The sequence below is a fragment of the uncultured Maricaulis sp. genome (assembly GCF_947259345.1).
Classification (GTDB): Bacteria; Pseudomonadota; Alphaproteobacteria; order Caulobacterales; family Maricaulaceae; genus Maricaulis.
Genome location: NZ_CAMYLS010000030.1, coordinates 18,877 through 37,889 on the forward strand (window position 1 = coordinate 18,877; position 19,013 = coordinate 37,889).

At 62.9% G+C, this 19,013-nt stretch carries 22 protein-coding genes; 6 read left to right on the forward strand and 16 right to left on the reverse strand.

Annotation, left to right across the window (positions count from 1 at the left end; translation table 11 throughout):
- Positions 1–18 precede the first annotated feature (18 nt).
- From Q0X62_RS14035 to Q0X62_RS14060, 6 genes are all read right to left on the reverse strand, one after another.
- Positions 19–1,788, reverse strand: a complete 1,770-nt coding sequence (locus tag Q0X62_RS14035; protein ID WP_297737119.1) for a glycoside hydrolase family 15 protein — start codon at positions 1,786–1,788, stop codon at positions 19–21.
- Positions 1,785–2,549: a trehalose-phosphatase gene (gene otsB / locus Q0X62_RS14040; protein WP_297737122.1), complete on the reverse strand. Its 765-nt coding sequence runs from the start codon at positions 2,547–2,549 to the stop codon at positions 1,785–1,787. The genes Q0X62_RS14035 and otsB overlap by 4 nt, the downstream gene beginning before the upstream one ends.
- A complete protein-coding gene (locus Q0X62_RS14045) occupies positions 2,546–3,919 on the reverse strand; it encodes a trehalose-6-phosphate synthase (protein WP_297737125.1) in 1,374 nt (457 codons plus the stop codon). The genes otsB and Q0X62_RS14045 overlap by 4 nt, the downstream gene beginning before the upstream one ends.
- Before the next feature lie 143 nt (positions 3,920–4,062).
- Positions 4,063–4,395, reverse strand: a complete 333-nt coding sequence (gene grxD / locus Q0X62_RS14050; RefSeq protein WP_366946172.1) for a Grx4 family monothiol glutaredoxin — start codon at positions 4,393–4,395, stop codon at positions 4,063–4,065.
- A gap of 39 nt (positions 4,396–4,434) precedes the next feature.
- A complete protein-coding gene (locus tag Q0X62_RS14055; protein WP_297737131.1) occupies positions 4,435–5,262 on the reverse strand; it encodes an aldo/keto reductase in 828 nt (275 codons plus the stop codon).
- A complete protein-coding gene (locus Q0X62_RS14060; protein WP_297737134.1) occupies positions 5,262–5,495 on the reverse strand; it encodes a BolA family protein in 234 nt (77 codons plus the stop codon). Before Q0X62_RS14060 ends, Q0X62_RS14055 begins: the two co-directional genes overlap by 1 nt.
- A 174-nt stretch (positions 5,496–5,669) precedes the next feature.
- Between Q0X62_RS14060 and Q0X62_RS14065 the strand changes: the two genes are divergently transcribed.
- The 4 genes from Q0X62_RS14065 to Q0X62_RS14080 all read left to right on the forward strand — a co-directional run bounded on the left by Q0X62_RS14065 (position 5,670) and on the right by Q0X62_RS14080 (position 8,054).
- On the forward strand, positions 5,670–6,173 hold the full coding sequence (locus Q0X62_RS14065) for a YHS domain-containing (seleno)protein (RefSeq protein WP_297737137.1): 504 nt from the start codon (positions 5,670–5,672) through the stop codon (positions 6,171–6,173).
- A 78-nt stretch (positions 6,174–6,251) separates the two neighbouring features.
- Entirely contained in the window at positions 6,252–7,229 is a 978-nt protein-coding gene (locus tag Q0X62_RS14070; protein WP_297737140.1) for a M20/M25/M40 family metallo-hydrolase, read from the forward strand.
- A 151-nt stretch (positions 7,230–7,380) separates the two neighbouring features.
- Positions 7,381–7,848, forward strand: coding sequence for a hypothetical protein (locus Q0X62_RS14075; RefSeq protein ID WP_297737142.1), 468 nt, complete (start codon positions 7,381–7,383; stop codon positions 7,846–7,848).
- Positions 7,845–8,054: a helix-turn-helix transcriptional regulator gene (locus tag Q0X62_RS14080; RefSeq protein ID WP_297737144.1), complete on the forward strand. Its 210-nt coding sequence runs from the start codon at positions 7,845–7,847 to the stop codon at positions 8,052–8,054. The genes Q0X62_RS14075 and Q0X62_RS14080 overlap by 4 nt, the downstream gene beginning before the upstream one ends.
- Positions 8,055–8,128: 74 nt before the next feature.
- On the opposite strand, the gene purL is transcribed toward Q0X62_RS14080, so the two are convergent.
- From purL to purC, 5 genes are all read right to left on the reverse strand, one after another.
- Positions 8,129–10,354: a phosphoribosylformylglycinamidine synthase subunit PurL gene (purL, locus tag Q0X62_RS14085; RefSeq protein WP_297737146.1), complete on the reverse strand. Its 2,226-nt coding sequence runs from the start codon at positions 10,352–10,354 to the stop codon at positions 8,129–8,131.
- Positions 10,355–10,356: 2 nt separating this feature from the next.
- On the reverse strand, positions 10,357–10,974 hold the full coding sequence (locus tag Q0X62_RS14090) for a hypothetical protein (protein WP_297737149.1): 618 nt from the start codon (positions 10,972–10,974) through the stop codon (positions 10,357–10,359).
- A gap of 4 nt (positions 10,975–10,978) precedes the next feature.
- Complete coding sequence (gene purQ, locus Q0X62_RS14095; protein ID WP_297737152.1) at positions 10,979–11,641, reverse strand: phosphoribosylformylglycinamidine synthase subunit PurQ; 663 nt, start codon at positions 11,639–11,641, stop codon at positions 10,979–10,981.
- A gap of 15 nt (positions 11,642–11,656) precedes the next feature.
- A complete protein-coding gene (purS, locus tag Q0X62_RS14100; protein WP_291842833.1) occupies positions 11,657–11,896 on the reverse strand; it encodes a phosphoribosylformylglycinamidine synthase subunit PurS in 240 nt (79 codons plus the stop codon).
- A gap of 378 nt (positions 11,897–12,274) precedes the next feature.
- Positions 12,275–13,051, reverse strand: a complete 777-nt coding sequence (gene purC, locus Q0X62_RS14105) for a phosphoribosylaminoimidazolesuccinocarboxamide synthase (RefSeq protein WP_297737156.1) — start codon at positions 13,049–13,051, stop codon at positions 12,275–12,277.
- Between the two features lie 258 nt (positions 13,052–13,309).
- Between purC and Q0X62_RS14110 the strand changes: the two genes are divergently transcribed.
- Complete coding sequence (locus tag Q0X62_RS14110) at positions 13,310–13,633, forward strand: DUF1476 domain-containing protein (protein ID WP_297737159.1); 324 nt, start codon at positions 13,310–13,312, stop codon at positions 13,631–13,633.
- A gap of 56 nt (positions 13,634–13,689) precedes the next feature.
- Here the strand turns inward: Q0X62_RS14110 and Q0X62_RS14115 are convergent, their stop codons facing one another.
- The 5 genes from Q0X62_RS14115 to Q0X62_RS14135 form a co-directional block, all read right to left on the reverse strand.
- Positions 13,690–14,151, reverse strand: coding sequence for a thioredoxin family protein (locus Q0X62_RS14115; protein WP_297737162.1), 462 nt, complete (start codon positions 14,149–14,151; stop codon positions 13,690–13,692).
- Positions 14,152–14,155: 4 nt separating this feature from the next.
- Positions 14,156–14,632: a hypothetical protein gene (locus Q0X62_RS14120; RefSeq protein ID WP_297737165.1), complete on the reverse strand. Its 477-nt coding sequence runs from the start codon at positions 14,630–14,632 to the stop codon at positions 14,156–14,158.
- A complete protein-coding gene (locus tag Q0X62_RS14125; RefSeq protein WP_297737168.1) occupies positions 14,629–15,189 on the reverse strand; it encodes a pyridoxamine 5'-phosphate oxidase family protein in 561 nt (186 codons plus the stop codon). Before Q0X62_RS14125 ends, Q0X62_RS14120 begins: the two co-directional genes overlap by 4 nt.
- A 224-nt stretch (positions 15,190–15,413) precedes the next feature.
- Positions 15,414–16,712, reverse strand: a complete 1,299-nt coding sequence (gene purB, locus Q0X62_RS14130) for an adenylosuccinate lyase (RefSeq protein WP_297737171.1) — start codon at positions 16,710–16,712, stop codon at positions 15,414–15,416.
- A gap of 192 nt (positions 16,713–16,904) precedes the next feature.
- On the reverse strand, positions 16,905–18,131 hold the full coding sequence (locus tag Q0X62_RS14135; RefSeq protein ID WP_297737174.1) for a threonine synthase: 1,227 nt from the start codon (positions 18,129–18,131) through the stop codon (positions 16,905–16,907).
- Positions 18,132–18,301: 170 nt separating this feature from the next.
- Between Q0X62_RS14135 and Q0X62_RS14140 the strand changes: the two genes are divergently transcribed.
- Positions 18,302–18,694 carry a VOC family protein gene (locus Q0X62_RS14140; protein WP_297737178.1) on the forward strand — a complete coding sequence of 131 codons (393 nt, stop codon included), beginning with the start codon at positions 18,302–18,304 and terminating at the stop codon, positions 18,692–18,694.
- Positions 18,695–19,013: the final 319 nt, after the last annotated feature.

The window sequence follows — 19,013 nt, forward strand, 5'->3', positions numbered from 1 at the left end:
TGCGAATTTACTGCCCGATCAGACCACGGCATCCCAGCTGCGCGACAGGCGTGAGGCAGCATTGATGATGCCGACCATGGAATAGGTCTGCGGGAAATTGCCCCATAACTCCCCGCTCGCCGTGTCGATGTCTTCCGACAGGATGCCCAGCTGTGTGCGGTGGGCGAGGACGTCTTCGAACATGGCCCGCGCATCATCCAGCCGGCCGATCCGTGCCAGTGCATCGATATGCCAGAAGGTGCAGGCGGTGAAGGCGGTCTTCGGCTTGCCGAAATCATCGGCCACCCGGTAGCGATAGACGTGATAGCCGTCGCGCAATTCCTCATCGACCCGCTCGACCGTGGCGATGAAGCGGGGATCCTCCGGCGCTATGAAGCCGATCTCGGCCATGAGGAGCACCGAGGCGTCCAGGGCTTCGCCGCCAAAGGCGCCGGTAAAGGCTTGCCGGCTCTCGCTCCAGGCCTCGCGCAGGACGGTCTCGCGGATTTCGTCGGCTCGCACGGCCCAATAGTCCTGGCGGGCGGCAAGGCCGAGTTCATTGGCGATCCGTGCGAGGCGGTCACAGGCGGCCCAGCACATGATGGCCGAGGAGGTGTGCACATCGGCGCGGCCGCGATACTCCCAGATTCCGGCATCGGGCGTATTGTAGACGGCATAGGCACGCTCGCCGACGACTTCGAAATGTTCGAATTCCAGCTGGCCGGCCTTGGCTTGAAGGCGATCATCGAAGAAGGCCTGTGAAGCGCCCAGAATGACATGGCCGTAGACATCATGCTGGATGTGTTCGGCGGCCTGGTTGCCAAAGCGCACAGGGCCCATGCCGCGATAGCCCGGCAGGTCGATGGCGATCATCTCGGTCAGATCGGTTTCCAGCGCGATCCCGAAGACGGGCTGGATATGGCCGCCCTTGGTCAGCGCCACCGTATTGCGCAGATAGGCCATATAGCCTTCCAGCGTGCCGACGGCCGAAAGCCGGTTGAGCGCCGTGACCGTGAAATAGGCGTCGCGCAGCCAGCAATAGCGATAATCCCAATTGCGCTCGCTATCGGCATGTTCCGGGATGGAGGTTGTCAGGGCTGCAACAATGCCGCCCGTTTCCTCATAGACGCAGAGCTTCAACGTGATCGCGGCGCGGATCACCGCCTCCTGCCATTCCGGCGGAGTGGCGAGGCGGCGTGACCAGTCCTGCCAGTGATTGCAGGTCCGTTCGAACCAGTCCTTGGCCATGGCGCCGACGGCATCGGACAGGCTTTCGTCCGGTCCAAGCACAAACGCGATTTCGTGGTCGAGGACGAAGTCGCGTTGATCCATGATGTAGGAGAGGGGGGCGTCGGTTGTGATGCGGAAGCCGGCGCGTTCATCGAGAAAGCTGACATGGCTGACCCCGCGCTTGGTTGTCATGGCGCCCGCTCCCTGCTGGTAGGCGGCACTCAGCGTGATGGCGATATGCGGCATGCCGCGCAGCGGCTTGATCCGGCGCACCGTCGAGGCCGGACGGAACATGCGCCCCTTGTCCATGAAGCGCGGCGCGAAATCGGTGATCAGGATGGCCGAGCCGTCCTCGGCCTCCAGCTCGGTCTCGATCACGGCCGTATTGCGGACATAACGTTGGCGCGCAGAGGTCTGGCCGGCCAGGGAGACGGCAAAGGCACCATCGCCGCCGACCAGGCTGTTGAAGACTGGCTCGCCATCCAGGCGCGGCAAGCAAAGCCAGGTCAGCGCGCCTTCGGCGTCCACCAGTCCGGCAACCGTGCCATTGCCGATGATTCCGAGTTCCAGTGATGTCATGGGAGTTGGGCCTCCAGCCATGTCCAGACGTGGGCGGGGTTTTCGAGGCGCGCTGTGGCGAGGCTGTCACCGGGTCCGACCTTGATGGCGCGGCCGGCCAGTCCAATGGCCGCCCGCATGCCATCCTCGTCTGTGACGTCATCGCCAATCATCACCGGGCGTCGTCCGGCAAAGGCGGGCATGGCCATCAGCCGTTCCACGGCGCGCGCCTTGCTGGCCCCGGCGGGCTTGAGCTCATAGACGCATTTGCCGGCCTGCAAGGCATAGGAAGGGTGGTCGGCGACCATCGCGGCGAGTGCTGCGCCCAGGGCCGGGCCCGCCGTGCGGTTGGCCCGGTAATGGATAGCGAGGATCGGCCCTTTGCTTTCCAGCCGGGCGCCTTGGGTTTCGGCAGCGAGGGCGTAGACGGCTTGATAGAGCGGATCCGGAGCCGGTGGCTGCCAGGCAGAGGGATGGCGCCCGGGTGCACAGATATCGCAGCCATGCCCGCCAGCGCGCCACAGGGCGCCCGGAATGCGGCGGTCAAGGTCACGGATGTCGCGACCGCTGACTACAGCGAGCGCGCCGTCCAGCGCCTGTGAGAGCGCTTGCAGCGTATAATCGCCGCCGGTCGGAAGCCAGACCGTGTCCGGGTCATCCTGAAGCGGCGCGAGTGTTCCATCGAAGTCGAGAAACAGCGCATCCCGCGCCCGGTCGAGCGGCGGGGGTGCGGCATCGTTCGCCGCCATGGCGGCGAAGGCGGAGCTGGGCGTCTCGGTCATGCGGGGATAGCGGGCTGAAGGTCCTTGAGGAAGCGGTTGCGCCACCAGCTGATATCCTGCTCACAGACAATGTTGCGCAGCTTGCGCCAGCGTTCCTGGCGTTCCTCCAAGGACATGGTCAGCGCCTGGTGGATGGCGTCGGCGACCTTGTTGCGGTCGTGCGGGTTGACGATGAGCGCGTCTTTCATCTGCTCGGCAGCGCCGGCAAATTGCGACAGGACCAATACGCCCGGGTCCTCCTCGTCCTGGGCCATGATGAATTCCTTGGCGACCAGATTCATGCCATCTCGCAACGGCGTGACCAGTCCGACACGGGCGATGCGGAACAGGCCGGCCAATTCCTCGCGCGTGTAGGATCGGGCCAGATAGCGCAGCGGGATCCAGTCGAGATCGCCATGATCGCCATTGATGCGTCCGGCAAGCTGATCAAGCTCCAGTCGCAATTCCTGATATTCCTCGACCTTGGAGCGTGAGGGCGGTGCGATCTGGGTGACCGAGACCTTGCCGTGCAGTTCGGGATGATCGTCGAAGAGCTGGCCGACTGCCTCGAAGCGTTGTGGCAGGCCTTTGGAGTAATCCATCCGGTCGACACCGATGACGAATTCGCGACCGCCCAGAAAGCGGCTGATACGTTCGGCGGCCCGGTCTGCTTCAGGGGAATGGGCGGCGTTGACGAACCCCTCCGGATCGATCCCGATCGGATAGGCGGCGATGCGGGTCGTGGTTTCGAAGACCGAAATGCGCCCATCCTCCAGTGCCTTGCCGCCGCAATCATCGACCAGATAGCGCTCGAAATTGGCCCGGTCGCGCTCCGACTGGAAGCCGATCACGCTATAGGCGCACAGGGCCCGGGCGATCCAGTGATGCTCGGGAATGGCGCGGAACATTTCCGGCGGCGGGAAGGGTATGTGCAGAAAGAAACCGGTCGGGCCCTCCCACCCGGCATGACGCAGGGCATCACCCATCAGCAGGAAATGATAGTCATGCACCCAGACCGTATCGGTCGGGGTCAGCCTGTCCGCGACGAGATTGGCGATGCGTTGATTGACGGCGGAGTAGACGGTGAAGGCCTCGCTGTCGAAACTGGCCAGGTCGAGCCGATAGTGGAAGACCGGCCAGATCACGCGATTGGCATAGTTGAGATAATAGGCCTGATGCTCGTCGTGGGTGAGGTCGGTGAGGACAAATTCCACGCCCTCATCGCGGAAGACGTTGGTGCCGCGTGGCAGCTCATCGACCAGCTCTCCGCTCCAGCCGAACCAGCTACCGCCAGTGGCTTTGAGGGATTCCCAGACGGCAACCGCCAGCCCGCCGGCGCGGGCTTTGGGGTCGGCGGCTGTGCGGTTCGAGATCGCGATCAGTCGGCCCATCATCACTCCTTGCGCCGGGAACAGGGTTCCATGGCGCTCGAGGACGGGGCAAGGCGAGGACCCGCATCAGGGCGGGGCAGACTGAAATTGCCAGTTTGGCGAGCCGGATTGCCTCAAATCGGTCAATCAGGCGCCCGGCATGTTTACGCTGAGGCGGTGCCGCCGACGCCCTTTTCCTTGAAATAGGCCTGCAGCTCGCCGCTCTCGAACATTTCCTTGATGATGTCGCAACCGCCGACGAATTCGCCCTTCACATAAAGCTGGGGAATGGTCGGCCAGTTCGAGAAATCCTTGATGCCCTGACGGATACCGTCATCCTCGAGCACGTTGACGCTTTCGAACTCGACCTGGAGATGATCGAGCACGCGCGCGACAACCGAGGAGAAGCCACATTGCGGGAAGACCGGTGTGCCCTTCATGAAAAGCACGACGTCATTGGTGTCGATGGTCGACTTGATGCTGTCCTGGGCGGTCATGGACATGGTGGAACTCCTCGGATTGATCCTCGCCGATAGCTAAGGTGTCGGCTCGTCTGCTTCAAGAGTGGCGACCAGTGCCGCATTGGCGGCGAGATGAGCAGGACGCGTGGTCAGGCAGACCGCGCTGTCGCAGTAGGGTCTCGACAGCGCCCAGCGCAGTGCCTCGCTAGCCGGCGGTCCGGCCCGGGCGGGCGGGTCCTGATTGAAGCGGCGCTCGATCTGGCGCGCCAGATACCATAAATCGCCCCGCGAGACGGGCGGTCCGGCGTTGCGTGCCGCGCCGGCCATGGTCTCGATTCCGATCACGGACAGGCCCGCGCGACGGGCATTCTCAAGGCGCTCAATCTCTTGCGGCTCAAGGTGCTGGTTGACCGGGGCCATCAAGGCATCGAACACCCCGAGCGCGATCGCTCGGTCGAGTTCGGCCCCGCGACCACACACACCCAGATGCCGGATCATGCCGCGCTCGCGGAACGCATCCAGCCGCCGCAGCAGCTTGTCCGTCATCTCTTCTGCAGAGGGGCCGTGCAGAAGGAGCAAATCGACATGATCGCGCTGCAGGCGTTTCAGGGAGTCACGCAGGGACATTTCTACCGCGCCGGCGGAGAAGTCCCGATAGCCGCCGGGATGGATTCCCGCCTTGGTCGCCACGAATGCTGATCGGCGCGGCAGACGCTTGAGCGCGGTCCCCAGTCGGCGTTCGGCCTCGCCCTTGCCATAGGCCGGTCCGGTATCAAAGAAGGTAACGCCGTGATCCACCGCCTGGTGGATCAGGCGCGTGGTTGCCCCGCGCCCCGCGCCCAGTCCTGCGTGCGGACCGCTTACTCCGAAGCCCAGTCGCGAGAAGGTGTCGGTCTCGATCATCAGCCGGGCGTTCGCGTTTCGAGTGCGAGGGCGTGCAGCTCCCCGCCCATTTTCTCGCCCAGAGCGGCATAAACCATCTGATGCTGGGCCACCCGCAATTTCCCGCGGAAGCTCTCCGCTGTGACGACGGCCTTCCAGTGATCATTGTCACCGGCCAGATCGGTCATCTCGACGTTGGCGTCCGGGATACCGGCCTTGATCAGAGCGATAATGTCGTCAGCGGGCATGGGCATGGTAATTCCTCGTCGCATTCCTGGGTCGCATTTCTGGCGCAACGCCGCGAAGAGACCGAGTCCGGTCGCCACACGCGAGCGTGACCTGATGTGTCGGGCTGTGCACTATCCTGATGGCTTCGGACAGCCCATATCAGCGCCAAGCTAGTCGTGACCGCTGCAAGGGAAAAGACCATGATCGCCTCGAGGACTGCCAAAACACGCTTTCGATCGCGGGTCGGCCTTGTCGGGCTGGTCTTGGCTCTGCTGGGGACGGCGGGCACCGCTCTTGCCGGCGAGCCATATCTCGACCGGGACGGGCGACCGGTCGGTGGCTATGACGTGGTGAGCTATCACATCAATGACAGGCCCCTCGAGGGGCTCGAAACGATCACCGCGACTTATAATGATGCCACCTGGTATTTCGCCACCGAGGCCAATCGCGATCTCTTTCTGGCGGACCCGGAGCGCTATGCGCCCGCCTATGACGGACATTGCGCCTATGCGCTGGCCGATGACCGCAAGGTGCGTTCCGATCCGCTCGCCTACCGGATCGTCGATGGTGTCCTCTACATGAATTTCTCGCCCTCCATCCAGGAACGCTGGGAGCGCGATATACCCGGCTATCTGGAACAATCCGAGGCCAATTGGCCGGACCATGAGGACGAGCCTGCTGCACGTCCCAGCCGCTGGTTCTGATTGTTACGGAAAATTTGGTGGGGCCGGCCCGCCCCGCATGTCAAACTTCCTGCGGATGATACATTCGAGGGGGCTTCCATGCGCGCCATTCTGGCTTCAACCGCAATTTCACTGGCTGTTCTGACGACGGGGTGCGTCGCAATCCAGCCCGACTCGATGGCGTCGGACGTTGCCGAACAGGCAGTCTGGGCGCTGGATCGCAGCCAGTTGCTCACCGATCTGCAAGTCCTTGCCGCTGACGACATGGAGGGGCGGGCGGTCGCAACTGACGGCAATGCACGCGCCCGCGACTATATCATCGGGCGTCTCGAGGCGATGGGCGCAGAGCCGGTCGATGGCGATTATGAGCACGCGTTCAGCTTCACATCGCGCCGGACCGGCGAAAAGGTGGACGGGATCAATATCCTCGCCCGGATCGACGGCAGCAGCGATAGCGACCGCACCATGGTGGTCACGGCTCATTATGACCATGTCGGGATGCGCGACGGGCAGATCTGGAATGGCGCCGACGACAATGCGTCCGGTGTGGCCTCGGTGCTTGCGGTCACTGAAATGTTCCTTGCCGAACCGCCCGAGCACGATGTGATCATCGCCCTGGTCGATGCCGAGGAGAACGGTCTTCAGGGGGCGCGGGCCTTCGTCGAGAATCCGCCCATCCCGGCCGAGAACATTACCTTCAATCTGAATATGGACATGGTTGCCATGTCGACGGACCGCATCCTCTGGGCGGTCGGGACCTATCACTATCCCTACCTCACGCCGATCGTCGAGGAGGTGGCGGAGCGGGCCAGCGTTGCCATGCCGATGGGCTATGACGAGCCGACCGAGGTGCCGGGCGGGGACTGGACCAATCTCACCGATAGTGGCGCCTTCCACGCCGCCGGCATTCCCTTCATCTATCTGGGTGTCGACTTCCATCCGCATTATCACCAGCCGACCGACACCTATGAAAACATGACGCTGGACTTCTTTCAGGATGCCAGCGAAGCGGTCGCCGATTTCGCGCGGGTCTCGGATGAAAATCTCGATCTGATTGGCGAGGCGTCCGGGCGCTGATTTCGCTCATGAATTGACGATGTCAGAAGGCCTGGCGCTCGCGTCGGGCCTTTTTGCTGTGCACGTCGGCCTGGTACTTAAACGCCCCACATTGACACCTTAGGGTATCAATGTGTATATCAAGGGTATCGTAACTCTTCCGGAGATCTTCATGTCATTCCTTTCCCCCCGCAATCGCGCCGAGGCGAGTGATCGTCTTGCCGGCATGACAGGCTGGGCGGCGGCACTGGCCGCCTCGATCTATGCGCTCAAGGTGATGGAAGCCTATGCCGGCGAGACTTTGGCCGGCTATCTCGACAGAGCGCAATTGGTGGGTGGATTGATGATCCTGGTGGTCTTCCTGCCCGCCTTCTTCATCATCAAGCGGCGCTTTGGCGGTCCGCCCATCAATCCCTGGAAGGAGGACGGTTTCATGAGCCTCGCCATCCAGCGCGCCGGACTGACCGGTTTTGCGACGACCTTCATCGTGTTGACCGTGTTGACGACCCTGGATCGATTGGTGCTCAGCCGGATGGCTGCGGAAGTCCTGCTCGATCTTGTGATCACGATCGCGCTGGCGAGTTTCGCCTTCTCCTTCTTCATTTTCAGCCGTGACAGTGACGCAGGAGAGGCGGTGTGAGCGCGCCTCTCACCAATCGCCTGCGCGTCCTGAGAGCCGAGACCGGGATGAGCCAGTCCGATCTGGCCGAGGCGATCAAAGTCTCACGCAAGACGATCAGCACGATCGAAGTCGGGCGTTTCGTGCCCTCCACAGTCATCGCCCTTCGCCTGGCGCGGCATTTTGATGTTCCCGTCGAGCGCGTGTTCGCGCTGGCCGAGGATTGATCGGCAATACGGGACACAAAAAAGCCGCCGCGATCTCGCGGCGGCTTTGATGTTTGGACCGGGCGCTGCTTGCGCTATTCGGCGGCTTCGACCAGCTGCTCCATCAGACCCGGCATCCAGCCTTCCCAGGCCGCGCGCAGGCGGTCGAGCTCCAGCGGGTGGGCGCCATTGACGGTGACCGCCTTGCCGCCGGCGAGGCCAACCACATGGACCGGGATATCATCGGCCTTGGCATCCTGCAGGATGGCGATGGCGTCTTCCTTGGCGGCCGCCAGGAGATACCGCCCCTGGTCCTCACCGAAGAGATAGCCATGCATGGGGACATTGCCTTCATGGGCGAGCTTGATGCCCATGTCCGAGGCCAGCGCCATGTCGGCCGCCGCACAGGCAAGGCCGCCATCGGACAGGTCGTGACAGGCCGACAGGCGTCCGGCGCGGATCTGGCCACGCACGAAATCGCCATTGGCTTTCTCGACATCGAGATCGACCAGCGGCGCGCCGCCATCTTCACGGCCTTCAATCACCTTGAGATAGACCGAAGCGCCCAGTGCGCCTTCGGTCTCGCCGACGACCAGCAGGATGTCGCCCTCGCGCATGCCGCCGAAATGAGCACGCTTCGCCATGTCCGGGATCAGGCCGACGCCACCGATAGCCGGGGTCGGCGGAATGGCGACGCCATTGGTCTCATTGTAAAGGCTGACATTGCCGGACACGACCGGGAAGTCGAGTGTGGCACAGGCCTGGGCCATGCCTTCGATACAGCCGACAAACTGGCCCATGATCTCTTCACGCTCGGGATTGCCGAAATTCAGGCAATCGGTGATGGCGATCGGATCGGCACCGGTGGCGGTCAGATTGCGCCAGGCTTCGGCCACGGCCTGCTTGCCGCCCTCGAACGGGTTGGCGAAACAATAGCGCGGCGTGCAATCGGTGGTGATGGCCAGCGCCTTCTTCGTACCGTGCACGCGCACGATGGCAGCGTCCGACGGGTCTTCCGAGGACGCCGTCGTGTCAGCCATGACGTGGCGGTCATACTGTTTCCAGATCCAGGCCTTTGACGCCATATCAGAGCTCGACATGATCCTCAGCAAGACCTCGCCCATATGGTCGGGCTGGGCGACGTCCTTGGCATTCAGCTGGGCGCGCACTTCCGGCGCGAAATAGGGGCGCTCATATTTCGGCGCGTCATCGGCCAGCGGCGCGACCGGGATGTCGCAAACGGTCTCGCCCTTGTGGGTGAGGACCATGCGGCCGGTATCCGTGGTCTCACCGATCACCGCGACATCGAGTTCCCATTTGCGGAAAATCTCGTAGGCGACGTCTTCGCGGCCCGGCTTCATGATGACCAGCATGCGCTCCTGGCTTTCCGAGAGCATCATCTCATAGGTCGTCATGTTGGCTTCGCGCTGGGGTACCTTGTCCATGTCGAGCGCGATGCCGATCCCGCCCTTGTCGGCCATTTCGACCGAGGAAGAGGTGAGGCCGGCTGCGCCCATGTCCTGGATGGCGGCGATGGCGTCGGTGGCCATCAGCTCGAGGCAAGCCTCGATCAGCTTTTTCTCCACGAAGGGATCGCCGACCTGGACGGTGGGACGCTTCTCTTCGGACTGGTCATCAAATTCCGCCGAAGCCATGGTCGCGCCATGAATGCCGTCGCGGCCGGTCTTGGAGCCGACATAGACGATCGGCTGGCCCGGCTCGGCGCCGCGGGCGTAGAAAATATTGTCCGCCTCGGCCAGACCCACCGCCATCGCATTGACGAGGATATTGCCGTTATAGCCGGCGTGGAAATTGGTCTCGCCGCCCACGGTCGGTACGCCGACGCAATTGCCATAGCCGCCAATGCCGGCAACGACGCCGGAGACCAGTTGACGGGTCTTCTTGTGGTCCGGCGCACCGAAGCGCAGCGCATTCATCAGCGCCACCGGACGCGCGCCCATGGTGAAGACATCGCGCAGGATGCCGCCGACGCCGGTCGCCGCGCCCTGATAGGGCTCGATAAAGGAGGGGTGGTTGTGGCTCTCCATCTTGAAGATACAGGCCTGGCCGTCACCGATATCGATTACACCGGCATTCTCGCCCGGCCCCTGGATCACCTTGGCGCCCGAGGTCGGCAGCTTGCCCAGATGCGCGCGCGATGACTTGTAGGAACAGTGCTCCGACCACATGACCGAGAAAATACCCAGCTCAACCAGGTTCGGCGCCCGGCCCAGACGGTCGAGAATGACTGCGTATTCGGCGTCATTGATACCGTGTTCCTTGACGATCTCGGCGGTGATGCCTTCGGCGTATTGGGTCATGATTAGTCAGCCACCACAATTCGGACCTGCGCCCCTTCGGAGAGGTCCTTGGTTTGTTCGTAGATCTGCGCCGCCGCGCCGAAACCATCGGCAATGGGCACAGCCTTTAGATTAGACGTTTCGAACTGCCCGCCGAGAATGAATGGGCGAACCGGAAATAGACGTGTTCCAACAGGCAGCTTGCCGTGTTCAGCTTGCCACATTTCCACCGACGGCCAGCCAGAGTAACGGCGGAAGTCACCCAAGACAGCATCAGACCATTCTTCCGCAGAGTTGCCCATCCACTCGACCGCTCCGGTGCTGTAGTCGAGGTGACCAAAACATCCCTGGCGGATGATGAAGGGCATGCCAAAGGCGTCGAATGCAAAAACTGTTGCGCTTTGGGCTTCCTCAAATTTGCTTAGCGAAGTCGCTATCTTCTTGGATGAGTTCAAACTTGGCGCCATATTTGGGTCGAACGGCAAGACGTAGAGTGCTGAGTAGTCGGCGTAGAAGCCGTTACGAAGACTAAGCAAGGGTTTCAGGGACTCATACGACTGAGGCAGCTCGCCAATCTCGGACAATGGGCGGCCTATGGCAGCGCTAGAACGCTCCAAAAGCTGAGCCAAAGCCGCTGCCATCAGATCAAGCGCTCCCCAGCAGGCTCTCAAACAGGGCCAGGCCATCCGTACCGCCATGGCCCATGTCCACGGCGCGTTCCGGGTGGGGCATCATGCCCATCACATTGCCCTGTTCATTGGTGATGCCGGCGATGTCGCGGGCCGACCCGTTGGGGTTCCTGCCATAGCGGAAGACGACCTGGCCTTCGCCCTCGATACGGTCGAGCGTGTCGGGGTCGGCGAAATAATTGCCGTCATGATGGGCAATCGGCACCAGAAGCTGGGCCCCGGCCTCATAGCGCGAGGTGAATTGCGTATTGGCGTTCTCGACGGTGAGCGGGGCTTTCTCGCAGACGAATTTCAGCCCGGCATTGCGCATCAGCGCGCCCGGCAGAAGGCCGCTCTCGGTGAGGATCTGGAAGCCGTTGCACACGCCCAGGACCGGCGCACCGGTCGCGGCATGGGCGACGATCGCCGGCATGATCGCCGAGCGCGAGGCCATCGAGCCACAGCGCAGATAATCGCCATAGGAAAACCCGCCGGGCACCATGACAAATTCGGTGCCTTCGGGCAGGTCGCTGTCCTGGTGCCAGACCATGGCCGGCTTGTGGCCCGTGACTTTCTCGATCGCGTCGTGGGCATCACGATCACAATTCGAGCCCGGGAAGACGATGACGGCGGATTTCATGAGTGCGGCCTCTCCCTACGCCAGCTCGATCGAGTAGCTCTCGATCACCGGGTTGGAGAGGAGTTTGGCGCACATCTCGTCGACGCGCTTGCGGGCGGCCTCGACATCATCGCCGGTCAGATCGAGCTCGATCAGCTTGCCCTGACGGGCGGCGGTGACTTCGTCATAACCCATATTGTGCAGGGCGCCGGCGACGGCGGCTCCCTGGGGATCCAGGACGCCGGGTTTCAGATAGACGTGGATTTTCGCTTTCACGGGCTCGACTCGCTTGTGCTGGTCACGACATTTCGCCCCTGCATAAAGCGACATCGCCGCAGGCGCAATTCATCGGGCGCGCGGATTCAGCAGGGCAGGGAGGCATGATGTGATTTCGGACTTCGTCCTGCCCTCATCCGTCAGGAATTCGAGCACGCTCGGAACACGGCATTGTTGTCTTGTCAGCCAGCGGGTCTCAGCCGGTTTTCGAGGTCAAGGGCGCTGGAGGCGCCGCTCCGCGGTTTCACCCTTGAGCTCGAAAACCGGCTGAGGCTTAGTCCCGGCAAGACATCAATTGATGATTGGGGCAAAGCCCGTTTTCCGAACCCAGTTACTGCACAGGTCCTTCCCCATCAAGGGCGAGGACCTGGTGCGAGCTTACTTCGTCGCGTCGCCCTTGCCGACATCTCCATTGGCGGCGCTCTGGCCGCTTTCCTTCATGATGCCGAGACGGCGGGCCACTTCGGCATAGGCTTCGGTGACATTGCCCATGTCGCGGCGGAAGCGGTCCTTGTCCATTTTCTCGTTGGTCTCGAGATCCCACAGGCGGCAGCTGTCCGGGCTGATCTCGTCGGCCAGCACGGTTCGCACCATGTCGCCCTCATAATGGCGACCGAATTCCAGCTTGAAATCGACCAGGCGGATGCCGGCACCGGTGAAGAGACCGCTCAGGAAGTCGTTGACCCTAAGGGTCATCGCCATCATGTCGTCGATCTCCTGATGGGTCGCCCAGTTGAAGGCGGTGATATGCTCCTCGGAGATCATCGGATCGCCGAGCTCGTCCTTCTTGTAGTAGAATTCGACGATGGAGCGCGGCAGCTGTTCGCCTTCCGGCACACCGAGGCGCGTGCTGATCGAACCGGCGGCGACATTGCGGCAGACCACTTCCAGCGGAATGATCTCGACCTGGCGCACGAGCTGTTCGCGCATGTTCAGGCGCTTGAGGAAATGGGTGGGAATGCCGATCCGGCCGAGACCGAGCATGACGTGCTCGGAAATCCGGTTATTGAGCACGCCCTTGCCTTCCAGCGTAGCGTGTTTCTGATTGTTGAAGGCCGTCGCGTCGTCCTTGAAATACTGGACGATGGTGCCCGGCTCGGGACCTTCGTACAGGATTTTGGCCTTGCCTTCGTAAATCATCTTGCGGCGGGACATGAGCGACGCTCCAGCGGCAGGCCCGGCACGCCCCCAGCGGGCACCCGGCCATGAAAAAGCACGACGCGGTCCGAATCGAAGACCGGACCGCGTATCGAAGGCCGAAAATATCCCTCGCGGACCGCCAGCGCAATCTCTTGTCGCGGTGCGGCATGAGGCTGTCCTCGGCCTCAGTGGGAATATTGATTTGGCGGGGCGGCCAAGCTACTCAACAAGGCAACACAACCGTCCATCAGGACCGTCCTCAAGGAGAGACCCATGTCGGGCATCGACGATCGCGAAAAAGGCTTCGAGAACAAGTACGCCCACGATCAGGAGATCGAGTTCAAGGCGACCGCCCGCCGCAACAAGCTCTTGGGCCTGTGGGCGGCCGACAAGATGGGCCTGAGCGGTCCCGAGGCCGAGGCCTATGCCAAATCGGTTGTCATCGCGGATTTCGAGGAAGCCGGTGATGATGACGTCTTCCGCAAGGTGCGCGGCGATTTCGATGCCAAGGGTGTCGAACTCTCCGACCACCTCCTGCGCAAGGAAATGGATGACCTGCTGATCACGGCCCGCGAGCAGATCCGGTCTGAAGGCTGATTGCCGCGACACATGCGATAGAGAAAAGCCCCGGTCTGGCCGGGGCTTTTTTGTGCCTAAACGCCTTCCGCTTCGAGCCTTTCCACGACGACCAGCCAGCGGTCCAGCGCGTCGCGGATCTGGTCGCGGCCATAATCCATGGTGATCATCTCGAAGACCTGATTGGTGTCGCGGTCGATCAGCAGCATGAAGCCGGTCGAGCCGGCGGCGTCGCTGTAGATCGTTGACAGGCCCTCGGCCTCGGCCAGCTCGGCCAGATGGTCGCGGCGGCCCAGGGTGAAGTCGAACTTCACCCAGTCGATGGCGGCGTCTTCGTATTCGGCGCGGACATCCTCGATGCGCGGTTCGATCACGCGGCAGGCCGAACACCAGGAAGAGCGGAACATCGCCGCCACCAGGCGCGGCTCGCTCTCGGCTTCCGCGATTTCGGCTTCGGCGGTGCCCTCCCAGCTGGCGCGAAAGAAGTTCGGTGCCATGAAGACGGCGAGGGTGGCGATGAGGATCAGGCTGATACGCATGGACTCAAAATCCTGTCATGTCGGCGGGCAGGCGCAGCCCGTCGCGTTCATTATCCCAGATCATGGCGATGATCTGCCAGCGGCCGTTCGGCCCCTTATAGAAGTGAAAGGCATTGATCCCGCGCCGTTCGGACGGCGCATCGCCGGGCCGGGTCTTGGCCTCATAGCTTGACCAGGCCTGCGCGATATTGCCGAAGACCTCGATCCGGTTGACCAAGGCGATCTCGTAGAAGTCCATGGTTGCCAGCTTGGCGTCGGCATCCGCCCGGTACTCATCCAGCGAGAAGGTCCGCATCCAGGGCTGACCGCTTTCATCCACGCCGGTGCGAATCTGGCGGCAATCGGGATGGAAAATCTCGTCCTGGCGCGACCAGTCGCGAGGCCCGGCCGGGCCTGATACCATCTCGTAGCAGACTTTGATCAGGTTCTCGATCTCGACCTTGTCGGCACGCGGGTCGGCGAGGGTGGCAGCGTCATTCATTCCGCCGCATCCGGCTTGACCAGTCCGGGCAAGCCGTCGATCGAGGCGGCATTGGCAATATAGCGACGCTCCGCCCACTCCTCGTCGGAGCGGTGGGCGTTGACGCGCACCAGCTGGTCGCGCTCACCCTTGAAGTCGTAAAATGGCACACCCCAGCCACAGCTGTCCTGGATGCGGTCGATCTTCGCGGTGAAGATGGTGCGCACCTTGGGGGAATCCGGGAAGAGGGCAGCCTTCTCGGCGAACCCGTTTTCCTCGAAGGAAACGGCCTCGGCCTGACCATAGAGGCGCAAGATGTTCGCCGCCCCTTCAAAGGCGCAGAACATGAAGGTGATGCGGCCATTCTGGCGTACATGCGCCAGTGTCTCGATGCCCGAACCCCCAAGATCCAGATAGGCGACCTCATTGGGCCCCAGGATGCGGAAACTGTCATAGCCCTTGGGCGACAGGTTCACATGCCCGCCGTCTCCGGACGGGGCCGTGGCGACGAAGAACATCTTCTGGGCCTCGATGAAGGCGCGGATGCGATCGTCGATATGGGGGTGTGTCTTGGCCATGGGGGGAATGTAGGCGGTGCCGCTGGGGACCGCCATAGGCAAGGCCGGTTTTCTGCCCCCGCGAGCGGGGGAAGTGGCCCGAGGCAAAGCCTCGGGTCGAAGGGGGCGCCCGCCATCGGCGGGCGGGGCAGTGCCAAGCATCGACAACGCCGCGCCTTGCGCGGCGCCCCCACCGCCGGGCATGCGCCCGGCACCTCCCCCGCTCGCGGGGGAAGAAAAGGTGACTAGCCGAACACTCGCGCAAAAATCGTGTCGACATGCTTCATGTGATAGGCCTCGTCGAAACAGGCCTCGATCTGGGCGTCGGTCATCAGGGCGGTGACGCCTTCATCGGCCTTGAGGTGGTCGACCAGCATGCCGCCTTCATCCCAGGTCTTCATGCCATTGCGCTGGACCAGGCGGTAGCTGTCCTCGCGGGAGGCGCCGGCCTGGGTCAGGGCGAGCAGCACACGCTGGGAATTGTGGATGCCGCCATAGGCCTGCAAATTCTCCAGGCAGCGGTCCTCATGCACGATCAGCTTTTCGATCATGCCGGCCGTGCGGTGCAGGGCGAAGTCGAGATGGACATTGGCGTCCGGACCGATGCCGCGCTCGACCGAGGAGTGCGAGATGTCGCGCTCGTGCCAGAGGGCAATATTCTCCATCGCCGGCACAACCGCGGAGCGCACGAGGCGGGCCTGGCCGGTGAGGTTCTCGGTGAGGATGGGATTGCGCTTGTGCGGCATGGCCGACGAGCCCTTCTGGCCCGGCGAGAAATATTCCTGGGCCTCGCGCACTTCCGAGCGCTGCAGGTGGCGCACCTCGATGGCGATATTCTCGATGGCCGAGGCAATCAGGCCCAGCACGGCGAAATAATTGGCGTGGCGGTCGCGCGGGATGACCTGGGTCGAGACCGGCTCGACGGTCAGGCCCATCTGTTCGGCGACATGTTCTTCCACCGCCGGGTCGATATTGGCGAAGGTGCCGATGGCACCGGAAATGGCGCAGGTGGCGATCTCATCGCGGGCGGCGACCAGGCGGGCGCGATTGCGGTCGAACTCGGCATAGAAGCGCGCAAACTTCAGACCCATCGTGGTCGGCTCGGCATGGATGCCGTGCGAGCGACCGATACAGGCGGTGAATTTGTTTTCCATGGCGCGCGTCTTCAGCGCGGCCAACACCCGGTCCATGCCCTCGAGCAGGAGATCGGCGGACTGTTTCATCTGCACGGCCAGGCAAGTGTCCAGCACGTCCGACGAGGTCAGGCCCTGATGGACGAAACGGCTCTCCTCGCCGACATGCTCGGCCAGATGGGTGAGGAAGGCTATGACATCATGCTTCACCTCGGCCTCGATCTCATTGATCCGGTCGACATCGAACTCGACGTCCTTGGCCTTCCAGACCGCGTCGACGGCGGATTGCGGCACCACACCCAGCTCGGCCAGCTTCTCCGTCGCGTGCGCCTCGATCAAATACCAGATCTTGTACTTGTTCTGGTCCGACCAGATGGCGGCCATTTCCGGACGGGTATAGCGGGGGATCATGAGCGGGCTCCGCGCGATGTGTGATAGAAGCGCGGGGGATGCGACGGAATGGCGGAGAGGTCAAGTGTGGGCCCCTCATCCGCCCCTCCGGGCCACCTTCTCCCCGGTCGGGGAGAAGAAGAAAGCTGCACCGCCTCTCCCCGACCGGGGAGAGGAATCAAAGGTGAGGGGCGCGCAGCGCAAGCTGCGCCACTAAAGACTCCCCCAATCCACATCCTCATGCCGGTCCAGCGCCACCGCGCCATCGGGCATCGCGTACTTCAATCCGGACCCGCAATTGAACAGCACGCATTCCGCGTCGCGCTCCAGCAGCACGTCCCCCATCGCCTTTTCCATGGCGGCCAGCGTCGCCGCGCCTTCTGGGCAGAGCAACAGCCCGTCCTCCCGCGCGCACCGCGTCCGGGCGGTTTCGATCGCGTCCTCGGAAACAGCGAGCGCAGCCCCGCCGCTTTCCCGCACGGCATCCAGGATCAGGAAATCGCCGATCGCCTTGGGCACCCGGATGCCCATGGCGGCGGTCTGGGCGTCGAGCCATTCCTCGGCATGCCTCGCGCCGTCATCAAACGCCTTGACGATGGGGGCGCAGCCTTCGGCCTGGACGGCGAACATTTTCGGGCGTTCCGGGCCGATCCAACCGAGTTGCTCCATCTCGTCGAAGGCCTTCCACATGCCGATGAGGCCGGTGCCGCCGCCGGTGGGGTAGAAGATCGCATCGGGCAGTTTCCAGCCGAGCTGGGCGGCGAGTTCCAGGCCCATCGTCTTCTTGCCCTCGATCCGGTAGGGCTCCTTCAGGGTTGAGACGTCGAACCAGCCCATCTCGTCCTTGCCGGCCCCGACGAGGGCGCCGCAATGATGGATATAGCCATTGACCTTGAAGACCTTGGCCCCTTGCAGAGCCATTTCGCGCAGATTTGCTTCCGGCGTGTCCTCCGGCGCAAAACACCAGCTTTCCATGCCCATGCGGCTGGCATAGGCCGACAGCGCCGCGCCGGCATTGCCATTGGTCGGCATGGCGAGGCGATTGAGGCCGAATTGGTGGGCCATAGCCACGGCGAGGGCGAGACCGCGCGCCTTGAATGAGCCGGTCGGCAGGCGGCCCTCATCCTTGACCCAGACCTTGCCCGTCGCGCCGGAGGCCTTGCCGGTGGCCGGGACATCAATCAGCGGCGTATCGATCTCGCCGAGGGCGCAGACATGCGCCTCGTCGGCGACCGGCAGCAGCTCGCGCCATTTCCAGAAACCCCCGCCGCGCGCCCAGATCGCCCCTCGATCATTCTCCGCCTTCATCTTCTCCAGGTCATAACGCGCCAGCAGCGGCTTGCCGGCCTTGGAGAGGTTGTGTGGCTGGTCGGCCTCATAGCGCTCGCCGGTTTCCGAACACTCCAGATGAGTGAAGTAATGGGCGGGGGCTTGCATCATGGTGCGGCTCGTTTGTGGCTGACGGGAAAGGGACTCGCCCGAAGACTTGGCCCCGGGCGGCGGCGATGGCAAGGCCGATCCGCCCGCGCCCGATGCCCGATATCATGGCGCAGGGCTGGGCCGGGCCGGACTTGCACGCTAGGCTGGCGACCGGATCAGGGGAGACAAGCATGGCAAATGTGATCGGTGTGGGCGGTATCTTCTTTCACAGTCCGGACCCGGCAGCCTTGATGGCCTGGTATCAGGACAAGCTAGGCCTCAAGCTCAATGATTATGGCGGGGCCGATTTCCTGCACGCCGACAGCGGCAAGGCCTTCCCGCAAGGCGCGCGGACCATCTTCTCCGGCTTCAAGGACGGCACCGATTATTTCAAACCGTCGGACAAGCCCTTCATGATCAATCTGATCATCGACGACATGGACTCGATGCTGGCGCGTCTCAAAGAAAAAGACGTCGCCCTGGAGGGGGAGCCGCAGGATTTCAGCTATGGCCGTTTTGCCTGGGTGATGGATCCGGACGGGACCAAGATCGAGCTCTGGCAGCCGATTGAGCCGGAAGAGTAGGGCCCCTCAGCTATTACACGCTGTTGTCATCCCGGAAGAATGCCCCGCGACAGCGGGGCGCATATCCGGGACCCATATGCTTGATCAGGCAGGCATCCGCGCGAATGGGTCCCGGCTCTCCAGCCTGCCTGCGCAGGCTATCCGGCCGGGATGACAAATTGTGGGAGTGGTATTGAAGCGCACCGCGCGCACCGCGTCTTAAACCGCTTGCCGGGATGTCGCCGTATCCGTTTCTTCCGGTCAAGGGGCATGCCCGCTTTGCGGCCCTTCGGGCCCTTGACCGGAAGAAACGGATACGGCCTGCTGGCTGACAAGTGAT

Coding starts and splice junctions, on each gene's coding strand:
- Q0X62_RS14035 (WP_297737119.1), bottom strand. CDS start 1,788: ATGACATCACTGGAACTCGGAATCATCGGCAATGGCACGGTTGCCGGA.
- otsB (WP_297737122.1), bottom strand. CDS start 2,549: ATGACCGAGACGCCCAGCTCCGCCTTCGCCGCCATGGCGGCGAACGAT.
- Q0X62_RS14045 (WP_297737125.1), bottom strand. CDS start 3,919: ATGGGCCGACTGATCGCGATCTCGAACCGCACAGCCGCCGACCCCAAA.
- grxD (WP_366946172.1), bottom strand. CDS start 4,395: ATGACCGCCCAGGACAGCATCAAGTCGACCATCGACACCAATGACGTC.
- Q0X62_RS14055 (WP_297737131.1), bottom strand. CDS start 5,262: ATGATCGAGACCGACACCTTCTCGCGACTGGGCTTCGGAGTAAGCGGT.
- Q0X62_RS14060 (WP_297737134.1), bottom strand. CDS start 5,495: ATGCCCATGCCCGCTGACGACATTATCGCTCTGATCAAGGCCGGTATC.
- Q0X62_RS14065 (WP_297737137.1), top strand. CDS start 5,670: ATGATCGCCTCGAGGACTGCCAAAACACGCTTTCGATCGCGGGTCGGC.
- Q0X62_RS14070 (WP_297737140.1), top strand. CDS start 6,252: ATGCGCGCCATTCTGGCTTCAACCGCAATTTCACTGGCTGTTCTGACG.
- Q0X62_RS14075 (WP_297737142.1), top strand. CDS start 7,381: ATGTCATTCCTTTCCCCCCGCAATCGCGCCGAGGCGAGTGATCGTCTT.
- purL (WP_297737146.1), bottom strand. CDS start 10,354: ATGACCCAATACGCCGAAGGCATCACCGCCGAGATCGTCAAGGAACAC.
- Q0X62_RS14090 (WP_297737149.1), bottom strand. CDS start 10,974: ATGGCAGCGGCTTTGGCTCAGCTTTTGGAGCGTTCTAGCGCTGCCATA.
- purQ (WP_297737152.1), bottom strand. CDS start 11,641: ATGAAATCCGCCGTCATCGTCTTCCCGGGCTCGAATTGTGATCGTGAT.
- purC (WP_297737156.1), bottom strand. CDS start 13,051: ATGTCCCGCCGCAAGATGATTTACGAAGGCAAGGCCAAAATCCTGTAC.
- Q0X62_RS14110 (WP_297737159.1), top strand. CDS start 13,310: ATGTCGGGCATCGACGATCGCGAAAAAGGCTTCGAGAACAAGTACGCC.
- Q0X62_RS14115 (WP_297737162.1), bottom strand. CDS start 14,151: ATGCGTATCAGCCTGATCCTCATCGCCACCCTCGCCGTCTTCATGGCA.
- Q0X62_RS14120 (WP_297737165.1), bottom strand. CDS start 14,632: ATGAATGACGCTGCCACCCTCGCCGACCCGCGTGCCGACAAGGTCGAG.
- Q0X62_RS14125 (WP_297737168.1), bottom strand. CDS start 15,189: ATGGCCAAGACACACCCCCATATCGACGATCGCATCCGCGCCTTCATC.
- purB (WP_297737171.1), bottom strand. CDS start 16,712: ATGATCCCCCGCTATACCCGTCCGGAAATGGCCGCCATCTGGTCGGAC.
- Q0X62_RS14135 (WP_297737174.1), bottom strand. CDS start 18,131: ATGATGCAAGCCCCCGCCCATTACTTCACTCATCTGGAGTGTTCGGAA.
- Q0X62_RS14140 (WP_297737178.1), top strand. CDS start 18,302: ATGGCAAATGTGATCGGTGTGGGCGGTATCTTCTTTCACAGTCCGGAC.